The following is a 19,687-nucleotide window of genomic DNA, read 5'->3' as shown; positions in this document are numbered from 1 at the left end:
TTCCCGTGGCAATCACCGGCGACGTGGAACTGGAGCGGGTACGCAACCTGCACCAGCTGCGCTCGTACCGGATCGTCTCGGTACTTCGCATAGGGGTCCTGGTGTTCGTCATTGCCGCGATGATCGTCGGCACCCCGCCGCACGAATGGGCCCAGCAAACTGCCTTGGTTGCTTTGTATGGCTTTGCCGCACTGTGCGCCCTGGCATTGGCCTTTTCCCCGGCGCGACGACAGCTCGAAGCGGAGGAATCGTCGGGCGTGCGCCGGTGGGAACCGCTGGTATTCACCGCCATCGACATCGTGGCGTTGACCAGCTTCCAGCTGCTGTCCGCCCACGGCCTGTATCCACTGTTGATCATGACGTTGCTACCGGTCCTGGCGGGCGTCGATATCTCGTCGCGGCGAGCTGTGACGGTGCTGGCGTTCAGCGTGCTCGGGTTCGTGCTGGCGGGGGTCCACGACGGCGTGCTCCTCGGCCCGACGGGCTGGCCCCATAGCGCTTTTCTCTTCTCGCTGTATGCATTTCTGTGCGCCACAGCGTTGGTGGTGGTGCGCATCGAGGAGCGCCATATTCGCTCGGTTGCCGGTCTGAGCGCGTTGCGTGAGGAGTTGCTGGCCCAGACCATGACGGCCTCTGAGGTGTTGCAGCGCCGGATCTCGGAGTCCATTCACGATGGGCCGCTGCAAGACGTGCTGGCCGCGCGCCAGGAACTCGTCGAGCTGCAGAGCGCATGGCCAGGCGACGAACGGGTGGACCGAGCGCTGGCCGGGCTGCAGGATGCCTCGGAACGTCTGCGGCAGGCCACCTTTGAGCTGCATCCGGCCGTCCTCGAGCAAGTCGGGTTGGGGGCGGCGGTCGAACAGCTGGCCGCCTCCACCGCGCAGCGTTCGGGCATCGAGATCAGCACCGACATCGACTATCCGGTGCGCAATGAGATCGATCCGGTCATGTTCGGTGTGGCCCGCGAGTTGCTGTCGAACGTGGTGCGCCATTCCCGGGCCCGCACTGCGTCGGTCGCCCTCGGGATCACCGACGACACCTGCGTTTTGGATGTCGCCGACGACGGCGTGGGAATCAGCGGCGACACCATGGCTCGTCGCCTCGGCGAGGGGCATATCGGCCTGGCCTCGCATCGGATGCGGGTCGACGCCGCGGGGGGCATATTCGTTTTTCTGGATGCCCCAACGGGCACCCACGTCCGCGTGGAAGTACCGCTGAGGTCGTGATTGGCGCACGCGATTGCTGGCCCAAGGGGCAGTCAGTCGAGCAGCCCCTGCCGCATGGCTTCGGCGACTGCGGCCGCACGGTCGCTGACACCGAGCTTTTCGTAGAGCCGCTGCACATGGGTCTTGACCGTCGATGGCGCCACATACAGTTCGCCGGCGATCGCGGGGATGCTCTGGCCGCGGGCAATACGATTGAGCACCTCTCGCTCGCGGGCGCTGAGCACCGGAGCCGTCGGGGCCGCTCGCTGGCGGATCTCGCCGGCAAGGCCGCCGACCAAGGAGGGCGCGACGACGTCGCGTCCCTTGGCGCAATCGAGCACGGCTTTGACGATCTCGGTGCGCGTCGAATCCTTCAGCAGGAAACCGGCGGCGCCCTGCTGCAAGGCCTGGTAGACGATCGCCGATTCGTCGTGCGCCGAAATCAGCAGCACGCGGGTGGGCAAGTCATAGCTGCGTACCGCGGCGGCCACCTGGGCGCCGTCCATGCCCGGCATCCGGTAGTCGAGCAAGGCAACGTCGGGCAGCTCAGTCTTGATCAACTCCAGCGCCGTCGCGCCATCATCGGCCTCACCGACCACGTTGACCGAGCCGCTCAAGGAAAGCGCGCGCACCACGCCCTCACGAAACAGCGGGTGGTCATCGCCGACCACCACACGGACTTTCTCGGGCGCCGTCATGTTCAAGTCATGTCCCTATCATGTCTGGGCCATGTCCGGGTCATGTCCATGTCGGCCGACCATGGCGATGAGTGTAGCCGTTCGCCGCGACCATCTGTCCGTAATTCCCGGACAACTCGCGGGCCTGGGCGACAGTTTGCTCCGGCGGATCGGCGATATTGCCGCGCAACACCCCAATCGCATCCCCCGGTCGTGACTACGGTGTTCTTGTGGTGGAGACCAGCGACGCAGAACTGAAACGGGTGCGCAGGCTGCACCAGATGCGCTCCTACCGAATCGCTTCAGTGCTTCGAATCGGAGTTGTGCTGCTGATGGTCGCCGCCATGCTGGTGGGCACCGACGACTCGGAATGGCCGCAGCAATGCGCGTTGATCGTCGCCTACGCGTTGGCCGCGCTGTGGGCCCTGGCCTTGGCGTATTCGCCGTCGCGACGCGTCGTTGTGTTGCGCCGATTCGTCAGGATGTCCAGATACGAGCCCTTTGCGTTCACCGCCGTCGACGTTTTCGCGTTGACCGGTTTTCAGTTGCTGTCCACCGACGGGATCTATCCGTTGCTGATCATGACCTTGCTGCCGGTGCTGGTGGGTTTGGACGTATCGTCGCGGCGGGCGGCGGTGGTGCTGGCTTTCACGCTCGTCGGATTTGCCCTCGCGGTGGTCCAAGATCCGGCGATGGTGCGGGCAATCGGATGGCCCGAAGCGATATTCCGATTCGTGCTCTATGCGTTTCTGTGTGCCACGGCATTGATCGTCGTTCGAATCGAGGAGCGCCACGCCCGCTCGGTTGCCGGTCTGAGCGCGTTGCGTGAGGAACTGCTGGCTCAGACCATGACCGCGTCTGAGGTGTTGCAGCGCCGGATCTCGGAGTCCATTCACGACGGGCCGCTGCAAGACGTGCTGGCCGCCCGCCAGGAGCTCATCGAGTTACAGACGGCCGCGCCCGACGACGAGCGCGTCAACCGGGCTTTGGCAGGTCTGCAGAGCGCATCGGAACGTCTGCGGCAGGCCACCTTTGAGCTGCATCCGGCCGTCCTCGAGCAAGTCGGGTTGGGGGCGGCGGTCGAACAGCTGGCCGCCTCCACCGCGCAGCGTTCGGGCATCAAGGTCAGCACCGACATCGACTATCCGGTGCGCAATGAGATCGATCCGATCATGTTCGGTGTGGCCCGCGAGTTGCTGTCGAACGTGGTGCGCCATTCCCGGGCCCGCACTGCGTCGGTCACCCTCGGGATCACCGACGACACCTGTGTTTTGGATGTCGCCGACGACGGGGTGGGAATCAGCGGCGACACCATGGCTCGTCGCCTCGGCGAGGGGCATATCGGGCTGGCTTCCCATCGGGCCCGGGTCGACGCCGCCGGTGGGACTTTCGTCTTCCTGGATACCCCGGCGGGCACCCACGTCTGCGTGGAAGTCCCGCTGAAGTCCTGAAATAACCGCTACCGCGGGTCGACGGATGCGCCGGTGGCGGCAGCGAATCCGGCGCGGTAGCCGAAAACCATTGCGGGGCCGATGGTTCCGCCCGCGCCGCCGTAGGCTCGGCCGGTAACTCCGGCCATCGTGTTGCCCGCGGCGAACAGACCGGGTATGGGTTTGCCGCTGACGTGGAGCACGCGTCCATCTCGGTCGGTGCGCGGTCCGCCCTTGGTGCCCATCGCACCCACACAGATCGGTACCGCATAGTAAGGGCCGGTGTCGATCGGGCCGAGGGTCTTGCCGGCAGGCGTGGTGGCACTCTGATCGCCCCAATAGCCGTCGTAGGCACTGGAACCGCGGCCGAAGTCGGGGTCGCCGCCGGCCGCGACGTTGCGGTTCCACCGCTCGATGGTGCGCGTCAGCCTGTCGACGTCGATGCCGGCCTTGGCGCCCAATTCGGCCAGGTCGGCCGACTCGCAGAACCAGCCGGGAACCGGTTGAGCGGGGGTGACGCCCAGAAACCCGTAGCGCTGCAGGTGAATTGAGTCGAAGACGATCCAGCCGCGGTCGTTGACGTAGCCGTCCCGGGGATCGAGGTAGTGGAAGGCGCCGGCCATCGAATTGTAATCGCATGCCTCGTTGACGAACCGCCGCCCGGCCCGGTTGACGATGATGCTGCGCGGGCGGGTTCGCTCCAGGCGCACGCTGCGGCTGCGTTGCCGGCCGCCGATGGTGTCGCCGGGGATCTGCACGATCGGAACCCACCACGCTTCGCCCATGTTGGCCAGATCGGCGCCGCGCGCCATCGCCATGCGCAGTCCCTCCCCGGTGTTGTTGGGCGGCGAGACCGCGCCGTGCATGGGTCCGCGCAGGAATGCCCGCACCAGAACCGGATCCCATTCGAACCCGCCCGTCGCCAGGATGACCCCGCGACGGGCCCCAACGCTGATGCGGTGTTCGGGGCGGGCGATTCGCACTCCGGTGACGGCTGAGCCGTCGACGATCAGTTCCTCGGCCGGCGCGTTCGGGCACGGTTCCGCTCCGGTGTCCAGCAGGCCCTTCAACAGTCCGGCGATCAGTGCGGTGCCGGCCACGCACACGTTGCCCGGCCCGGCGCCGACCCCGGCGTGCAACCGGGCGCGGGTCTCGGCGTCGAATCCGACGTTGGACCAATCGGCGGGAAATGAGGTGATCCGGCCGGCCCACTCGCCGATTCGGTCGAGATCGAACGGCGCCGCGCTGAGCGAGCGCCCACCGCCGGGCTGTCCTCCGGGCAGCTCGGGCCGGTAATCGGGGAATCCGTCGGCGACCTCGAAGCGCAGACCGCTGTGGTTCTCGACGAAGTCGAGCATGGCCGGGCCGGTTCGCACGAACGTTTCCACCAGTGCGTCGTCCATCGATCCCCACGATTGCGCGCGCAGGTAGTGCAGGGCGTCGGCCACCGTCAGTTCACGGTCGGGACAGCGGTGATGAGCCGGAATCCAGGCGATGCCGCCCGAGACGGCGGTGGTCCCGCCGATGGTCGGCGCCTTCTCGAACACCGCTACCGATGCGCCGGCGACCGCCGCTGTCAATGCGGCGGTCAGCCCGGCGCCGCCGCTGCCGAGCACGACGACATCGAATTCCTGATCCCACCGCATGCCCGGCGTCCCTTCAGCTCAGCAGTGTGGACAACTGTGTGGCGGCCTTGATGACCGCGTCCCGTCCCCGGATCACCACGTCTTCGCGGTGGGAGATGAGGTTGATGCAGGTCGGTGGCGACGGCGCGACGCGGCGCACGGGCACGGCCAGGCCGTAGGTATTTGGTTCGATCTCGCCGTAGGTCATCACCCAGCCGCGCTCCCGGGTGGCGGCGACCAGGTCACGTTCGCGCTGGCGCGGCGGCATGCTGGCCAGCAGGGCTATTCCGGCGGCGCCGCGGTCCAGCGGATACCTGCTGCCCTCGTGGAAAGCGAGCTGGTAGGCGACCTGGGTGGGCACGATGACCGCCACCGCCACTTGCTCGTCGCCCTCGGCGACCAGCAACGACACCGTGGTTCCCAGCTCGTCGGCCAAAGCCCGCAGCGTCGGCAGACTCAGCTGGCGCAGGTTGTGGTCGAAGGACGAGCCCAGGACCGCCAGAGCCGCAGCCGGCCGATAGCGCCCGTCCTCACCCTTGGTGACCAGCCGGAACTGGGTCAGCGTCGAGAGCAATCGATAGGCGATGGTCCGGTGTACGCCGACCTGGTCGGCCACCTGCTGCATGGTGAGTCCGCTGGGCGAACCCGCGACCAGTTGCAACGCGGTAAGCCCCCTGGCCAGGGTCTGCGACCCGGTCACGGTCTTGACAGACCCCCGGAGGAGAGCAAAGCTCTATATATAACGCACATTAATGTGCGATATTAGCACAATCCGGTATGCGTGGACGAGAACCGGGCTTCCGGCGGGAAGGAACCGTGGCGGAGTTCGAGAGCCTGTGGAGCGATCTCCAAGGTGTCCCGTTCGAGCAGGGCTACCTCATTGCCGCGGGGATCCGGACGCGCTACCTGCGTGCCGGCGATCCCGGTAAGCCGGCGCTGGTGCTGTTGCACGGTTCCGGTGGTCACGCCGAAGCCTACGTCCGCAACCTGGCGGCGCACGGCGAACATTTCTGGACCTGGTCGATCGACATGCTGGGTCACGGCTACACCGACAAACCGGGGCATCCACTCGAAATCCGGCACTACGTCGAGCATCTGATGGCGGTGGTGCGCAGCATCGGGGCCGACCGCGTCAAGCTCAGCGGTGAATCGCTGGGTGGCTGGGTGGCCGCCCGCGCCGCCGTCGACCACCCGGACGTCGTCGACCGCCTGGTGCTCAACACCGCCGGTGGCTCGCGGGCCGACCCGGCGGTCATGGCGCGCATCGTCACGCTGTCCATCGCAGCTGCGGAGAACCCGACGTGGGAGGCGGTGCAGGCGCGGATCAAGTGGCTGATGGCCGACAAGTCCAAGGATTACGACGACCTGGTGGCCGCCCGGCAGCGCATCTATCGCCAGCCCGGATTCGTCGCGGCCATGCGCGACATCATGGCGTTGCAGGACCCGGAAATTCGGGCCCGTAACCTGCTGGGTCCCGGCGATTACGGGGCCATCACCGCACCGACGTTGGTGCTCTGGACAACTCACGACCCGACGGCCGATGTTGGGGAGGGCCGCCGCATCGCATCGATGATTCCCGGTGCTCGCTTCGAGGTGATGCCGGGCTGCGGGCACTGGCCGCAGTACGAGGACGCCAAGACGTTCAATCGCCTGCACCTTGACTTCCTGCTGGGGCGCTGATGACCGGGAGCGGACAGGAGGTGGACGTGCTGCTGGTTGGGGCCGGTCCGGTCGGGCTGACCTTGGCCAATATTCTTGGGCTGCAAGGGATTCGCACGCTGGTGGCCGAGGAGCGAGCCAGCCTGATCGACTATCCCCGCGGGGTCGGACTGGACGACGAGGCGCTGCGCACCTTTCAGTCGATCGGCCTGGTCGACAGGATCCTCCCGCACACGGTGCCCAACCAGATTCTGCGGTTCTTCGACGCCAAGCGCCGGATACTGGCCGAAATCGCACCCCCCGACGCACGTTTCGGCTGGCCCAGGCGCAACGGCTTCGTCCAGCCGCTGGTCGATGCCGAATTGTTGCGGGGCTTGGACCGGTTCGGCCATGTCGAGGTGTGGTGGAACCGTCCGGTGATCTCCTGTGCGCACATCGGCGACGCGGTGACGGTCGAGTGCGGTGGCGAGGGCGGCGGCGTGTCGCGGGTGCGCGCCGGCTACGTTGTCGGCTGCGATGGTGGGCGCAGCATCATCCGCCGGACGATGGGGGTTTCCTTCGACGGCACCACGTCGCCCACCCGGTGGCTGGTCGTCGATGTCGCCAACGATCCGCTGGGCCACCCCAACAGCGAGGTCGGCGCCGACCCGGAGCGCCCGTACGCCTCGATCTCCATCGCACACGGGATTCGCCGGTTCGAGTTCATGATTCACGCCGGCGAATCCGACGAGCAGGCGGAGGATCCCGCGTTCTTGACCCGCATGCTGGCACGCGTGGTGCCCTACCCGGACCGGGTCGAGGTGATCCGCCGGCGCGTCTACGCCCATCACTCGCGAATCGCCGGCGCCTTCCGCCGGGGCCGCCTGCTGCTGGCCGGGGACGCCGCGCATCTCATGCCGGTGTGGCAGGGGCAGGGCTACAACAGCGGCATCCGCGACGCGGCGAACCTGGGCTGGAAGCTCGCCGCGGTGGTCACCGGGCAGGCTGGCGACTCCCTGCTCGACACCTACGACATGGAACGCCGCAAACATGCCCGGGCGATGATCGACCTGTCCACCATGGTCGGTCGGGTGATTTCGCCCACCGACCGCAGGATCGCGGCCGGCCGGGACCTGATCGTGCGTGCCGCCTCAATCATGCCGGCGCTCAAGCGCTATGTGCTCGAGATGCGGTTCAAGCCGATGCCGCGCTACGAGTGCGGGGCGGTGGTGCACGCCGAGCCCCGCAACCCACGATCCCCGGCGGGTACCTTGTTCGTTCAACCCCGGGTCAACACCCGCACCCGCCGCGACGTCTTGCTGGACGACGTGCTGGGCGCCTGGTTCGCCGTGTTGTGCTGGAACAACAACCCGCGGAAGATCCTTGGCGAGCAGGCATTTGCGACGTGGCAGGCGTTGGGTGCCCGGTTCGTCGCCGCGCGTCCGCAGGTGCAGCTGCACTGGACCGGACACGACGATCCCGATGTCGTGGTCGTCGGTGACCACACCGGAGACCTCAAGTCCTGGTTCGATGTTCACGACGAATCGGTGGTGTTCCTGCGGCCCGACCGGTGTATCGCCGGCGCGTGTATCGCTCAACTCGCTCCCGAGTTGAGCGCATCGCTCGTCGCGGCCCTTACCCTTACTCCGAGAGGCGGTGATTTCCAAAGTGCCACTGGCTCTGTGCTGTATGTCCCACAGCCCGCTGCTGAATCTACCGGGGCCGCCGCGGGATCTGCTTGACGACGTGAACGCCGCGATCGGAAAGGCACGGGACTTCGTCGGCGAGTACGATCCCGAGCTCGTCGTCATCTTCTCGCCCGACCACTACAACGGTTTCTTCTACAAGGTGATGCCGCCATTTTGTATCGGCATGCACGCCAACGGAGTCGGCGACTACGGCAGCTACGCTGGCCCACTCGACGTTCCCGATCAGATCGCGCAGCAGTGCGCCCGGGCGGTGCTCGGTGCGGACGTCGACATGGCCGTCTCGGCCAGCATGGACGTCGATCATGGAACGATGCAGCCGCTGGAGAAACTCTTCGGCACGGCGACGGCGCGCCCGGTGATACCGATCTTCATCAATGCGATCGCCACGCCGCTGGGACCACTGCGCCGTTGCCGGGCACTGGGCACCGCGGTCGGCAATTTCCTTGCCACGCTGGACAAGCGGGTGCTGGTGATCGGATCCGGTGGGCTGTCGCACAGCCCGCCGGTGCCGACGCTGGACGACGCCGGTCCGGCCGCCCGGGAGCGGCTCGTGCACGGTCGGCCGATGACACCTGAGCAACGACAAGCCCGGCAGACGGCCGTGATCGACACGGCCAAGAGCTTCGCCACCGGAGACAGCGACCTGCAGCCCCTCAACCCGGCCTGGGATCAGCGCTTCCTGGAGATCGTCGACGGGGGACACCTCGACGATCTGGATCAGTGGTCGAATTCGTTCGTGATGCACGAGGGCGGTAGCTCCGCGCACGAAATCCGCACCTGGATAGCCGCTTTCGCCGCCTTGGCGACGGCAGGACCGTACCGGACGACGGTTCGCTACTACAAACAGACCCCCGACCTGATCACCGCGTTCGCCATCAGGACGGCAGTGGCCAGCCCATGACCTTCACCGGCAGCGAAGCCTTCGACCACGCCGTCGACGTGCTGGTGGTGGGGTCCGGCGCCGGCGGCATGACGGCCGCGATGGCCGCCGACGCCGCCGGTCTGCAGACGCTGGTGGTGGAAAAGTCCGCATACTTCGGTGGTTCCACCGCCTTGTCCGGCGGCGGCATCTGGGTACCCGGCGCGCCGGCACAGCGCCGAGCGGGCTACGCGCCGGCACCCGCTGATGTGATCGAGTACCTGCGCCGGGTCACCGGCGGCCTGGTAAGTCCGGCGCGGATCCGGCAATACGTCGAGTCGGCCCCGCGGATGCTGGAGTTCCTCGAAGGGCTTTCGCCGTGGCTGGAGTTCGTCTGGAAGCCAGGCTATGCCGACTACTACCCGGAATTGCCCGGCGGCTCCGAACTGGGCAGCACCATCAACGTGCCGCCCATCGATCTGCGCTCACTGGGCGCCGACGAGGAGAAGCTGCTACGGCCGCTGGCGCTGGCACCGAAGGGAATCTGGCTGAGGCCAAACGAATTACGTTCGTTCTACCGGATCCGCCAGTCGTGGAGCGGAAAGGCGGTGTTGCTGAAGCTGATAGTCCGCATGGTCAGGGCGCGGGTGCTCGGTGAGCGGATGGCGGCGATCGGCCAGTCACTGGCAGCGCGGATGCGACTGGCGATGAAGCAGCGCGACATTGCGCTGTGGCTGGACTCGCCGATGACCGAATTGCTCGCCGACACCGACGGATCGGTGATCGGTGCGCTGGTGGACAGGGCGGGCGTACCGGCGCGGATCGGCGCGCGGCACGCGGTGATCCTTGCTTGCGGAGGTTTCGACCACGACCTGGCCTGGCGCAAGCAACACCAACCGATCGTGGACCGGGACTGGAGCTTCGGCAATCCCGCGGCTACCGGTGACGGCATCCGTGCCGGCCAGCGACTCGGCGCGGCCGCCGAGCTACTGGACGAAGCATGGTGGTTTCCGGCCATTCAATGGCCGGACGGCCGAATGCAATTCATGCTCAACGAGCGGATGATGCCCGCGCAATTCATCGTCAACGGAGCCGGCAGGCGATTCATCAACGAGGCCGCACCCTACATGGATTTCGGCCATGCCATGATCGAGGGCCAGAAGTCCGGGGTTACCCACATCCCCTGTTGGCTGATCACCGATCACCGGTCCTGGAATCGCTACGTCATCGCCGGGCATCTGCCGATACCGAAGATTCCCGGCGCGCCGGTACCCACCGGACGCAAGGTCCCTGTGGCCTGGCTGGAATCGGGCGTCGTCAAGGCGGCGCGGACGTGGGAGGAACTGGCCGCCAAAATCGGCGTCCCGGGCGCCCAGCTCCGGGCAACGGCAACGCGTTTCAACGAGCTTGCCCGCACCGGACACGACGACGACTTCAGCCGCGGCGACAGCGCCTACGACAACTACTACGGCGACCCGACACTGCCCAACCCCAACCTGTATCCCCTGGGCGATCCGCCCTACTACGCGTTCCGCATCGTTCTCGGCGACCTCGGCACGTCGGGAGGCCTGCGCACCGACGAACACGCCCGGGTCTTGCGCTGCGACGACACCGTGGTGCGTGGACTTTACGCGGTCGGCAACACCTCCGCGCCGGTGATGGGCCGCAGCTATGCCGGTGCCGGTGCGACCATCGGACCCGCCATGACCTTTGGCTATGTCGCAGCGAAACATGTCGCGGTACAGGCACGTAGTGCTCATAGGAGGTAAGCATGAAAATCTCGTTGTTCTATGAATTCGCCCTGCCGCGTCCCTGGACCGCCGACGACGAACGCATCCTGCTTCAGGATTGCCTCGACGAGGTCGAGGCCGCCGACAAGGCGGGCTTTTCCACCGTGTGGCTCACCGAGCACCACTTCCTGGAGGAATACTGTCATTCCACCGCACCGGAGATATTCCTGGCCGCGGCCAGCCAGCGGACCAACAACATCCGGTTGGGATTCGGCATCATGCACCTGCCGCCCGCTGTCAACCATCCGGCGCGGGTGGCCGAACGCATTGCCACCCTGGACCTGTTGTCCAACGGGCGGGTCGAGTTCGGCACCGGCGAATCGTCGTCGGTCGGCGAACTCGGGGGATTCAACATCGATCCCGCCGACAAGCGGGCCCAATGGGAGGAGGCACTGGAAGTCGCGATTCGCTGCATGATCGAGGAACCCTTCTCGGGCTTCGCCGGTGAGCACATCCAGATGCCGGCCCGCAACGTCATTCCCAAGCCGATGCAGAAGCCGCACCCGCCGGTGTGGGTTGCCTGCACCCGGCCCGCCACCGTCCAGATGGCCGCCCAGAAGTGCATCGGCGCACTGAGTTTCGCCTACACCGGCCCGGGCCCGCTGACCGAGCGGGTGAACGGCTACTACAAGGAATTCGAGGAGAACGGTGTCCCGGTGACCCCGCGGATCAACCCGAACATCCTGGCCATCGGCGGTGACCTGTCGATGATGGTCGCCCGGACGGACGACGAGGCACTGCGACGCCTCGGGCAGGGCGGTGGGTTCTTCTCGTTCGGCATCATGCACTACTACATGACCGGTGTGCACACACCCGGACGGACGGGTGTGTGGACCCGCTATCTCGAAGAGGTCCACAAAGATCCGACCCTGGCCTACGGGCCGGGGCGCGGCGCCATCGGCTCGCCGGCCACTGTGCGTGAGTTCCTGCGGGGGTACGAGGAAAGCGGCGTCGACGAGATCATCCTGCTGCTCAACCCGCGTAGTCACGAGGGCACCATGGAGTCCATCGACATCATGGGCTCCGAGGTGCTGCCGGAGTTCATCGAGCGCGACGCGAAGGCGGTCGCCGACAAGGCCGCCAGGCTGGCGCCCGTCATCGAGCGAATCGAAGCACGCCGGCCGGAAACACGACCCTGTGGCGCACCCCCCTTCGACGAAAACTACTCATTCGGCGGCCTACCCACCGGACGCGGCGGTAAGTTCACTGCCAGCGAGATTCCCGAAGCCATGGCGGAGATCAACGAGGGCCGCGTCATGGCGGCGCGCCGCGCAAAGGAGCAGCGTCAATGACACCGAAAGCTGGCTAGGCGTTGGGCCTGATCGGCGACCTGTGGCGCTACGACGGCCGCCGCGCGCTGGTAACCGGATGTTCCTCGGGCATCGGCGCGCAGGTCGTAAATCAACTCACCGAACTCGGCGCTCATGTCATCGGATTGGACACGCGGCGACCGACATACGAACTCAACGATTTTCACGAGGTCGACCTGGCCGACTCGGATTCCATCGATGGGGCAGTGGCTGCTCTCGGCGGACGCGTCGACACGCTGTTCAACGTCGCCGGCGTGTCCTCGGGGATCGGCGACCCGCTACTGGTCGTCACCATCAATTTCCTGGGGCTGCGCCATCTCACCGAGGCACTGATCCCGATGATGGCCACGGGTGCGTCGATTGTCAGCGTGTCATCGCTTGCCGCGGCGGCCTACCGGGAACATCTCTGCGCGGTGGCTTCGCTGCTGAACACCACGACGATGCGCGAAGGCATCGAATGGTGTCATCGTCACCGCGAGGCGGTCGGCAGCGGCTACCAATTGTCCAAGGAAGCAGTCATCCTCTACACCATGCGGCGCACGGCCGACCTCGCTGCGCGCGGCATCCGGATCAACTGCACCGGACCCGGGGTGACCGAAACACCCATCCTCGATCAGCTGAGGCAGGCCTACGGCCCGGAATTCCTCGACGACATCGCCAAGCCGCTGGGCCGGGTCGCTGATCCGGCCGAACAGGCCGCGGTGCTGCTGTTCTTGAACAGCCGTGCCGCCAGCTATATTTCGGGCCAGGTGGTGTGGGTGGACGGCGGAAACCTGGGCGCCGCAATCGCCGGGAACCTCGAGAAAGGACGTGCGTCATGGCAAGCCTAGCCGAATTCAGGCGGGTAGCAGCCGATCTCAGCAACTGGGGCCGGTGGGGTGAGGCGGACGAACTCGGGACGCTGAACTTCATCACCGCCGACACCGTCCGGCACGCCGCAAGCCTGGTCCGGCACGGGAAGGTGTTTCCGCTCGGCGTGGATTTCGGGTCGTCCGGCCCGCAGGGCGCTTTTGGGTTCCGGCACAACCCCATCCACGTGATGACCGTGGACGGTGGCGATGCCAACACCCTGGGCCGGTACGGGCCTGGCTGGACGCAGAACCCGACGGCCGAACAGTTGGGCAACTACGTGGTCGACAATCCGTTCCGGTTCAACGACGACATGGTCATCATGCCGTTGCAGGCGGCCACCCAGTGGGACGCGCTGTCGCACGTCTACTATGACGACCTGCTTTACAACGGCTTCCCGGCCGGATCGGTAACCAGTCTCGGGGCTTACCACTGCGGCATCGACAAGGTCGACGTCAAGGGCATCACCTCGCGCGGCGTGCTACTGGACCTGGTGCGCCATCGCGGTGCGGACGTCTTTCTCGAGCATGGCAACCCGATCACTCCGGAGGAACTGGACGACGTCGTCCGTGCCCAAGGCATCACGGTCGGCCGCGGTGACATCGTGCTGATCCGAACCGGTTGGTGGGCAAGGTTTCTGATGACTGGCAACAAGACCGAGTGGTACTCCGGGCTGGACTGGCGCTGCGCCCAGTGGCTGCACGATCACGAGGTCGCCGCGGTGGCCGCCGACAATCTCCAGGTCGAAGACCCCGTTTCGGGAGTCGAAGGCCTGTTCTTGCCGTTTCATCTGCTGTGCCTGCGTGACATGGGGTTGATGCTGGGTGAATACTGGGACCTCACGGCGTTGGCGGCCGACTGCGCCACCGACGGCGTCTACGAGTTTCAGCTGATCGCGCCGCCGCTGAGATTCATTGGCGCGGTGGGATCGCCGGTGAATCCCATTGCGATCAAGTGATGCCGATACACCGCCGAACCGCCGTGGTCGACGGTCTGGTCACCAGTTATCTGGAGTCGGGCACGGGTGACCCGGTGGTGCTGCTGCATGGCGGCGAATTCGGGGCCAGCGCCGAATTGGGCTGGGAGCACAACATCGTCGCGCTGGCTAAGCGCTACCGGGTGCTGGCGCCCGATCTCCTCGGGTTCGGGCAGTCGGCCAAGGTCGTGGACTTCGTCGACGGCCGCGGGATGCGCATCCGGCATGTGGCCCGGTTCTGCGACGTTGTCGGCGTCGACTCCGCGCATTTCGCCGGCAATTCGATGGGCGCCATCATGCTGCTGACCGATGCCACATCGGATGCACCCCGGCTGCCGATCCGCACCATGGCGATCATCTGCGGCGGGGGGCAGATTCAGCAGAATCGGCACTTCGAGGCCCTGCAGCGCTACGACGCCACGCTGGACGGGATGCGCCGTATCGTGGAGGCGCTGTTCCACGATGCCCGCTATCCGGCCGACGAGGACTATGTGCGGCGCCGCTATCAGTCGAGCATTGTTCCGGGAGCGTGGGAAGCCGTGGCGGCAGCGCGTTGTCGCCGCCCTGGCGCTGAGCCGGAGTCTGAGTCGGAATCTGCACCGGCCTCGGAATCGTCGAGTGCGCGCCCCTATCAGCGCATCAGCGTGCCGACGCTCGTGGTCGAGGGGCGCGACGACAAGCTGCTGCCCGCCGGGTGGGCCGCGCAGCTCGCCAAGCAGGTCACGGATGGACGCGCGGTGGTGATCGACGACGCGGGCCACTGTCCGCAAATCGAGCAATCCTCGGCTGTCAACGAACTCCTGCTGGACTTCCTCAGCCGTCAGAAGACGTAATCCAGGCGCGTCATCATGCCGGCCGCCAGGTGATACATGTTGTGGCAGTGCATCACCCACGTACCCGGATTATCGGCGACCAGGACCGCCTGGACCTTCTGCTTGGGCAGGACGATGACGGTGTCCTTGCGGGCGCCGAGGGAACCGTCGGCCTTGATGATCTGATAGGTGTGGCCATGCAGGTGCATGGGGTGCCACATCGCGGTGGTGTTGTCGAACACCAGAAGTTGGCGCTGACCCTGGTGTACCTGCAGCGGCTTGGTCCTGCTGTAGGGCTCACCGTTGATCGTCCAGTCGTATTTGGCCATGGTGCCGCCCAACACGACGGGAAGTTCGAGGCCGGGTTCGGCCCGGCCCAGATTGGCCGACGTTGTGGCGGTGAACATCTCGATGGTGCCCACCCTCTTGTTGAGTTCCGCCGGCCGGAACTGCGGATCGGGCGCGCTGCCCGCACCGGTGGACAGCAGCGAGCGTGCCACGGAGTTCTTGCCTTCGGCGAGTGCGACGAGCGGGAAGACACCGGATGCCGCCGTCACGATGACGTCGTAACGTTCGCCCATGCCGATCAGCACCGCGTCGACCGGTGTCGGAAGCACCGGGTAACCGTCGGTGTGGGTGACCGTCATGGAATGTCCGGCCAACGCGACGCGGAACGCCGTATCGGCAGCGGCATTGATGATCCGGATCCGGATTCGCTGGCCCGGCTTCGCATTGAAGGTCGTGGGGGCCGCGGGGATACGGCCGTTGATCAGATAGTAGGGGTAGGCGACATCACCGGCGTCGCCGCCGAGCAGGTCGCTGCTGGCCACGTCGCCGCCCGGCATGCCCGGCATCGGAGATGGCGGCGGCGTCTCGGTCGTGCTCGTCGTGCTTGTCGTACTTGTCGTGGTTGGCGGGGTCGTTGTGGTTAGCGGGGTGGGCATGGGCATTACGGTGGGCTTGTTCGGGTCGACCAGGGCGTCGTAAATCTGTTGCGGACTCTTGCCGACGCCGTCAGTCCAATCATCAAGCACGACAATCCATTCCGCGTCGTAGCGTCCCGGTTCGGTCGGATCGTCAATAATGACCGGCAGATAAAGCCCCATATCCTCTTCGAGGCCGACGTGCGGATGGGCCCAGTAGGTGCCCGGATCAGGGACGGAGAATCGGTAGGTGAAGTCATGGCCGGCCTCGATGTTCGGGGTGGCGGGTACGGCGCCGTCCATGTCGTTGCGCAGCGTAATGCCATGCCAGTGCACCGACGTCGGATGGTCGAGCCGATTGGTCACCGCGACGACAATCTCATCGCCGACGGCGGCCCGGATCAGCGGTCCCGGGACTGTGTTGCCGTAGGCCAGCGTACGGGCGATCGGCCCGCCGAGGTCGATCTCCACCTGCTGCGGTACCAGGCTGGCGGTTACGGTTCGACCGCTGTGCGGCCGGGCCCGCTCGGCCGCGCCGATTGCGGCAGCCATGGCCGTCTCGTCTGCCGAGTGTGTCTGTGAGTGGCCGCAACCGGCCAGCAAAAACCCACCGGCGATTCCGGCGCCGATAAAGCCGCGCCTGCTGAGCTGTACTCCGCCCAGGGAATGACCGCTCGTTGGCAGTACCGGCATGGACAGCTCCTCGTCGCCGTTGATTCGGGCCCGCGCTACTACCCTGCTAGGACATCGACCGCCGCGCAAGCCGCAATGCCGCACTTTACATGATACCCATGGGGGGTATATGGTGGCCGGCGTGAACCTCCGGCACGCGGTGTGGACTCGGTCCGCGCGGATCGCGATCGTATTGGTCGTGGTCGTCGCCGCGGTAGCCGCTCAATGTTGGCTGCCGCAATTGGATCGCCAACCGGCGCATCCGAGCCACCCGCTGTCGACGGCTGTGGGCAGTGAATTCGCGGTGAACATCGGTCACGCACACCTCAGCGACGACTCGGCGGCACCGTGCCCTCCGCTGCAGGCCGGCGCGGTGATGCCGCGATCGGACGCGCCGGTGTTCGAAGCTGCCGTGGTGGTGGTCGCCGGCGGCATCGTGGGCGTACTCACCGCTGCCGTGGTGGTCGCCGGGCGCGGACCGCCGACCCTGCCGGTTGATGTGCGCACCGGTCAAGACTTGTTGACTCGGTTCTGCCTGTCTCGTTGCTGACCGGTCAGTGTCAGGCCCTGGTGACCATTTCGCCACGGCCGATGACTGCTGACCCCTATCACCTTGCCGCACTTGATCGGCGGCTCGAGACCGAAGCGACGACACCATGAACCTCAACATGCCCGTGAAAAATTCCGCCCAGCTGAACAACTCACGCGTCTTGCGTCCCAACCGCTCGCATCTCACCTCGGTACGGCGACAGAACCGGGATCGTTACCGTGCCATCCCGCAGGGTTACCAGCTCCCGCCAAGCCGTAACCGCCAGCCCGGCACCATGGTCGGCAACACGCCGGTGCTGTGGATATCGGGAAGCGCCGGGCCGGTCGGCAGCGACGACCGTGGATTCTGGGCCAAGCTCGAAGGATTCAACCCCGGCGGCATGAAAGACCGCCCCGCCATGCACATGGTGGAACGCGCCCGCGCCCGCGGCGACCTCGCGCCCGGTGCCGCGATCATCGAATCAACCAGCGGCACATTGGGATTGGGGCTGGCGCTGGCCGGCAACGCATACCGCCACCCGGTGACCCTGGTCACCGACCCGGGCCTGGAACCGATCATCGCACGCATGCTCACCGCCTACGGGGCCGGCGTCGACATGGTCACCGAGCCGCACCCGGTCGGTGGATGGCAGCAGGCCCGCAAAGATCGGGTCGCCGAGCTGCTGGCCGCCGACCCCGCTGCCTGGAATCCCAACCAGTACAGCAACCCCGACAACGTCGACGCCTACCGGCCACTGGCGCTGGAGTTGGTGGCCCAGCTCGGGAAGGTCGACGTGCTGGTGTGCTCGGTGGGCACCGGAGGCCATTCGGCGGGCGTGGCACGGGTATTGCGCGAGTTCAATCCCGATATGCGGTTGATCGGCGTCGACACCATCGGGTCCACGATCTTCGGTCAGCCCGCCACCAGCAGGCTGATGCGCGGACTGGGTTCGAGCATCTATCCCCGCAACGTCGACTACGCCGCATTCAACGAGGTGCACTGGGTTGCGCCGGCCGAAGCCGTCTGGGCCTGCCGCAATCTGGCCGCCACCCACTACGCCAGCGGCGGCTGGAGTGTCGGGGCGGTTGGTCTGGTCGCCGGATGGGCCGCGCGCACCTTGCCGTCGGGCACCACGATCGCCGCGGTGTTTCCCGACGGCCCCAACCGTTATTTCGACACGATCTACAACGACGAATACTGCGACGAGCATGGGCTGCTGGGCGACCGGCCCGGCACCGATCCCGACGAGATCGCCTCGCCCTCGGCTGCGGTCGTTACCCGCTGGACCCGCACCACCTCGGTGGTGGACCCGAGCCGGGTGCCGGCGTGATGGGATTTCTCACCCAATTCCGCAGCTTCAACCGGCCCAGCCGGCTGCTGATGATCAACCAGTTCGGCATCAACGTCGGCTTCTACATGCTGATGCCGTACCTGGCTGACTACCTGGCCGGTCCGCTGGGGCTGGCCGCGTGGGCGGTCGGGCTGGTGATGGGGGTGCGTAACTTCTCCCAGCAGGGCATGTTCTTCGTGGGCGGCACCCTGGCGGACCGGTTCGGCTATAAGCCGCTGATCGTGGCCGGCTGTCTGATCCGTACCGGCGGGTTCGCCATGCTGGTGGTCGCACAGTCGCTGCCCACCGTGCTGATCGCTTCGGCCGCAACCGGTTTCGCCGGGGCACTGTTCAACCCGGCGGTGCGTGCCTACCTCGCCGTCGACTCCGGCGACCGGAAGATCGAAGCCTTCGCGATGTTCAACATCTTCTACCAGGCGGGCATCCTGCTCGGTCCGCTGGTGGGATTGGCGTTGCTGGCATTGGACTTCCGGATGACCGTGCTGGGTGCCGCGGCGGTGTTCGCCGCGCTGACCGTGGCCCAGTTGCTGGCGCTGCCGCGGCCGGCGGCCGACCCCGAATACGAGAAGACCTCAATCCGTCAGGGCTGGCGGACAGTTGCCCGCAACCGAGCGTTCTGGTGCTTCGCCGCGGCCATGACCGGCGCCTATCTGCTGTCGTTCCAGATCTACCTGGCGCTGCCCATGCAGGCGTCGGTGTTGGCGCCGCGCCACCAATCGCTTTTGGTGGCAGCGATGTTCGCGGTGTCCGGGGTGGTCGCGGTTGCCGGGCAGCTGCGCATTACCCGATGGTTCGCCGCTCGCTGGAGTGCCGGCCGCAGCCTGGTTGTCGGGGCCACCATCCTGGGTGCGTCGTTCGTGCCGCTCGCGGTGGTCCCGGACGTCGAAAGGTTCGGGACCGTCGCAGCGGTCACGGCGTTGTTGCTGTCGGCGAGCCTGCTCGCGATTGCCTCGGCGGCGTTGTTTCCGTTCGAAATGCGGACCGTGGTGGCATTGTCGGGTGACCGGTTGGTGGCGACTCACTACGGCTTCTACAGCACCATCGTGGGAGTTGGCATCCTGCTGGGAAACCTGGGCGTCGGCTCGCTGTGGGGCGCGCTGCACCGGGTGAACGCCGATGCCGTGTGGGGCGGTTTGATTCTCGTCGGACTCGCGACCGTCGCCGGCCTCTACGCGCTGGACAGATCTTCGCAACGGCGCCCCACCCCGCCTTCCTTTCGGGCGCTGCCGGGCTCCGACATCACGATTGACAGTAGGTCCGATAACGATCCCGGCCGAACCTCGCGCCAGCTTGTCGACACTGTGCGGCCGGCGGTTATGAAGAGCGCCAAGG

General features: G+C 66.4%; 16 protein-coding genes and 1 pseudogene. 13 read left to right on the top strand and 4 right to left on the bottom strand.

Going from position 1 to position 19,687, the window contains the following annotated elements:
• Positions 1 to 5 precede the first annotated feature (5 nt).
• On the top strand, positions 6 to 1,226 hold the full coding sequence (locus tag EET10_RS24045; RefSeq protein WP_063466659.1) for a sensor histidine kinase: 1,221 nt from the start codon (positions 6 to 8) through the stop codon (positions 1,224 to 1,226).
• Positions 1,227 to 1,258: 32 nt separating this feature from the next.
• Here EET10_RS24045 and narL read toward each other — a convergent pair whose 3' ends face one another.
• Positions 1,259 to 1,903, bottom strand: coding sequence for a two-component system response regulator NarL (narL, locus tag EET10_RS24040; protein WP_023367793.1), 645 nt, complete (start codon positions 1,901 to 1,903; stop codon positions 1,259 to 1,261).
• Positions 1,904 to 2,163: 260 nt separating this feature from the next.
• Here narL and EET10_RS24035 point away from each other — a divergent pair, with 260 nt between their 5' ends.
• Positions 2,164 to 3,333 carry a sensor histidine kinase gene (locus EET10_RS24035; RefSeq protein WP_211187987.1) on the top strand — a complete coding sequence of 390 codons (1,170 nt, stop codon included), beginning with the start codon at positions 2,164 to 2,166 and terminating at the stop codon, positions 3,331 to 3,333.
• Between the two features lie 8 nt (positions 3,334 to 3,341).
• Here the strand turns inward: EET10_RS24035 and EET10_RS24030 are convergent, their stop codons facing one another.
• Positions 3,342 to 4,958 (bottom strand): FAD-dependent oxidoreductase, encoded by a 1,617-nt coding sequence (locus tag EET10_RS24030; protein WP_122502555.1) that lies wholly within the window; start codon positions 4,956 to 4,958, stop codon positions 3,342 to 3,344.
• Positions 4,959 to 4,971: 13 nt separating this feature from the next.
• Positions 4,972 to 5,637, bottom strand: coding sequence for an IclR family transcriptional regulator (locus EET10_RS24025; RefSeq protein WP_036405051.1), 666 nt, complete (start codon positions 5,635 to 5,637; stop codon positions 4,972 to 4,974).
• 116 nt (positions 5,638 to 5,753) lie between these two features.
• On the opposite strand from EET10_RS24025, the gene EET10_RS24020 reads away from it, so the two are divergent.
• From EET10_RS24020 to EET10_RS23985, 8 genes are read left to right on the top strand one after another with little or no spacing between them, the layout of a single operon-like run.
• The gene (locus EET10_RS24020) at positions 5,754 to 6,617 is read left to right on the top strand and encodes an alpha/beta fold hydrolase (RefSeq protein ID WP_063466658.1); all 864 of its coding nucleotides are present in this window, start codon (positions 5,754 to 5,756) and stop codon (positions 6,615 to 6,617) included.
• On the top strand, positions 6,617 to 8,317 hold the full coding sequence (locus tag EET10_RS24015) for a bifunctional 3-(3-hydroxy-phenyl)propionate/3-hydroxycinnamic acid hydroxylase (RefSeq protein WP_063466644.1): 1,701 nt from the start codon (positions 6,617 to 6,619) through the stop codon (positions 8,315 to 8,317). Before EET10_RS24020 ends, EET10_RS24015 begins: the two co-directional genes overlap by 1 nt.
• Complete coding sequence (locus EET10_RS24010) at positions 8,265 to 9,185, top strand: 3-carboxyethylcatechol 2,3-dioxygenase (protein ID WP_246013685.1); 921 nt, start codon at positions 8,265 to 8,267, stop codon at positions 9,183 to 9,185. The genes EET10_RS24015 and EET10_RS24010 overlap by 53 nt, the downstream gene beginning before the upstream one ends.
• The gene (locus tag EET10_RS24005; RefSeq protein ID WP_122502553.1) at positions 9,182 to 10,912 is read left to right on the top strand and encodes an FAD-binding protein; all 1,731 of its coding nucleotides are present in this window, start codon (positions 9,182 to 9,184) and stop codon (positions 10,910 to 10,912) included. Before EET10_RS24010 ends, EET10_RS24005 begins: the two co-directional genes overlap by 4 nt.
• 2 nt (positions 10,913 to 10,914) lie before the next feature.
• Positions 10,915 to 12,225 (top strand): LLM class flavin-dependent oxidoreductase, encoded by a 1,311-nt coding sequence (locus EET10_RS24000; RefSeq protein WP_063466642.1) that lies wholly within the window; start codon positions 10,915 to 10,917, stop codon positions 12,223 to 12,225.
• A gap of 20 nt (positions 12,226 to 12,245) precedes the next feature.
• Positions 12,246 to 13,073, top strand: coding sequence for a coniferyl-alcohol dehydrogenase (locus tag EET10_RS23995; RefSeq protein ID WP_063466641.1), 828 nt, complete (start codon positions 12,246 to 12,248; stop codon positions 13,071 to 13,073).
• Positions 13,061 to 14,050, top strand: a complete 990-nt coding sequence (locus EET10_RS23990) for a cyclase family protein (RefSeq protein ID WP_063466640.1) — start codon at positions 13,061 to 13,063, stop codon at positions 14,048 to 14,050. Before EET10_RS23995 ends, EET10_RS23990 begins: the two co-directional genes overlap by 13 nt.
• Positions 14,050 to 14,901, top strand: coding sequence for an alpha/beta fold hydrolase (locus tag EET10_RS23985; RefSeq protein ID WP_099187707.1), 852 nt, complete (start codon positions 14,050 to 14,052; stop codon positions 14,899 to 14,901). Before EET10_RS23990 ends, EET10_RS23985 begins: the two co-directional genes overlap by 1 nt.
• On the opposite strand, the gene EET10_RS23980 is transcribed toward EET10_RS23985, so the two are convergent.
• On the bottom strand, positions 14,889 to 16,496 hold the full coding sequence (locus EET10_RS23980) for a multicopper oxidase family protein (protein ID WP_036405058.1): 1,608 nt from the start codon (positions 16,494 to 16,496) through the stop codon (positions 14,889 to 14,891). The genes EET10_RS23985 and EET10_RS23980 overlap by 13 nt on opposite strands.
• Positions 16,497 to 16,617: 121 nt before the next feature.
• On the opposite strand from EET10_RS23980, the gene lpqS reads away from it, so the two are divergent.
• The 3 genes and pseudogenes from lpqS to EET10_RS23965 all read left to right on the top strand — a co-directional run.
• On the top strand, positions 16,618 to 17,025 hold the full coding sequence (gene lpqS / locus EET10_RS23975; protein WP_244602077.1) for a putative copper homeostasis (lipo)protein LpqS: 408 nt from the start codon (positions 16,618 to 16,620) through the stop codon (positions 17,023 to 17,025).
• A 118-nt stretch (positions 17,026 to 17,143) separates the two neighbouring features.
• Positions 17,144 to 18,334, top strand: a complete 1,191-nt coding sequence (locus EET10_RS23970; protein ID WP_211187986.1) for a PLP-dependent cysteine synthase family protein — start codon at positions 17,144 to 17,146, stop codon at positions 18,332 to 18,334.
• Positions 18,334 to 19,536, top strand: a pseudogene (locus tag EET10_RS23965) (MDR family MFS transporter); the annotation flags it as partial. The gene EET10_RS23970 and the pseudogene EET10_RS23965, both read left to right, overlap by 1 nt.
• Positions 19,537 to 19,687: the final 151 nt, after the last annotated feature.

The organism is Mycobacterium pseudokansasii, from assembly GCF_900566075.1.
Taxonomy (GTDB): Bacteria; Actinomycetota; Actinomycetes; order Mycobacteriales; family Mycobacteriaceae; genus Mycobacterium; species Mycobacterium pseudokansasii.
Note: the sequence above shows the minus strand (reverse complement) of the source record. Positions and strands in the feature narration are given on the sequence as shown.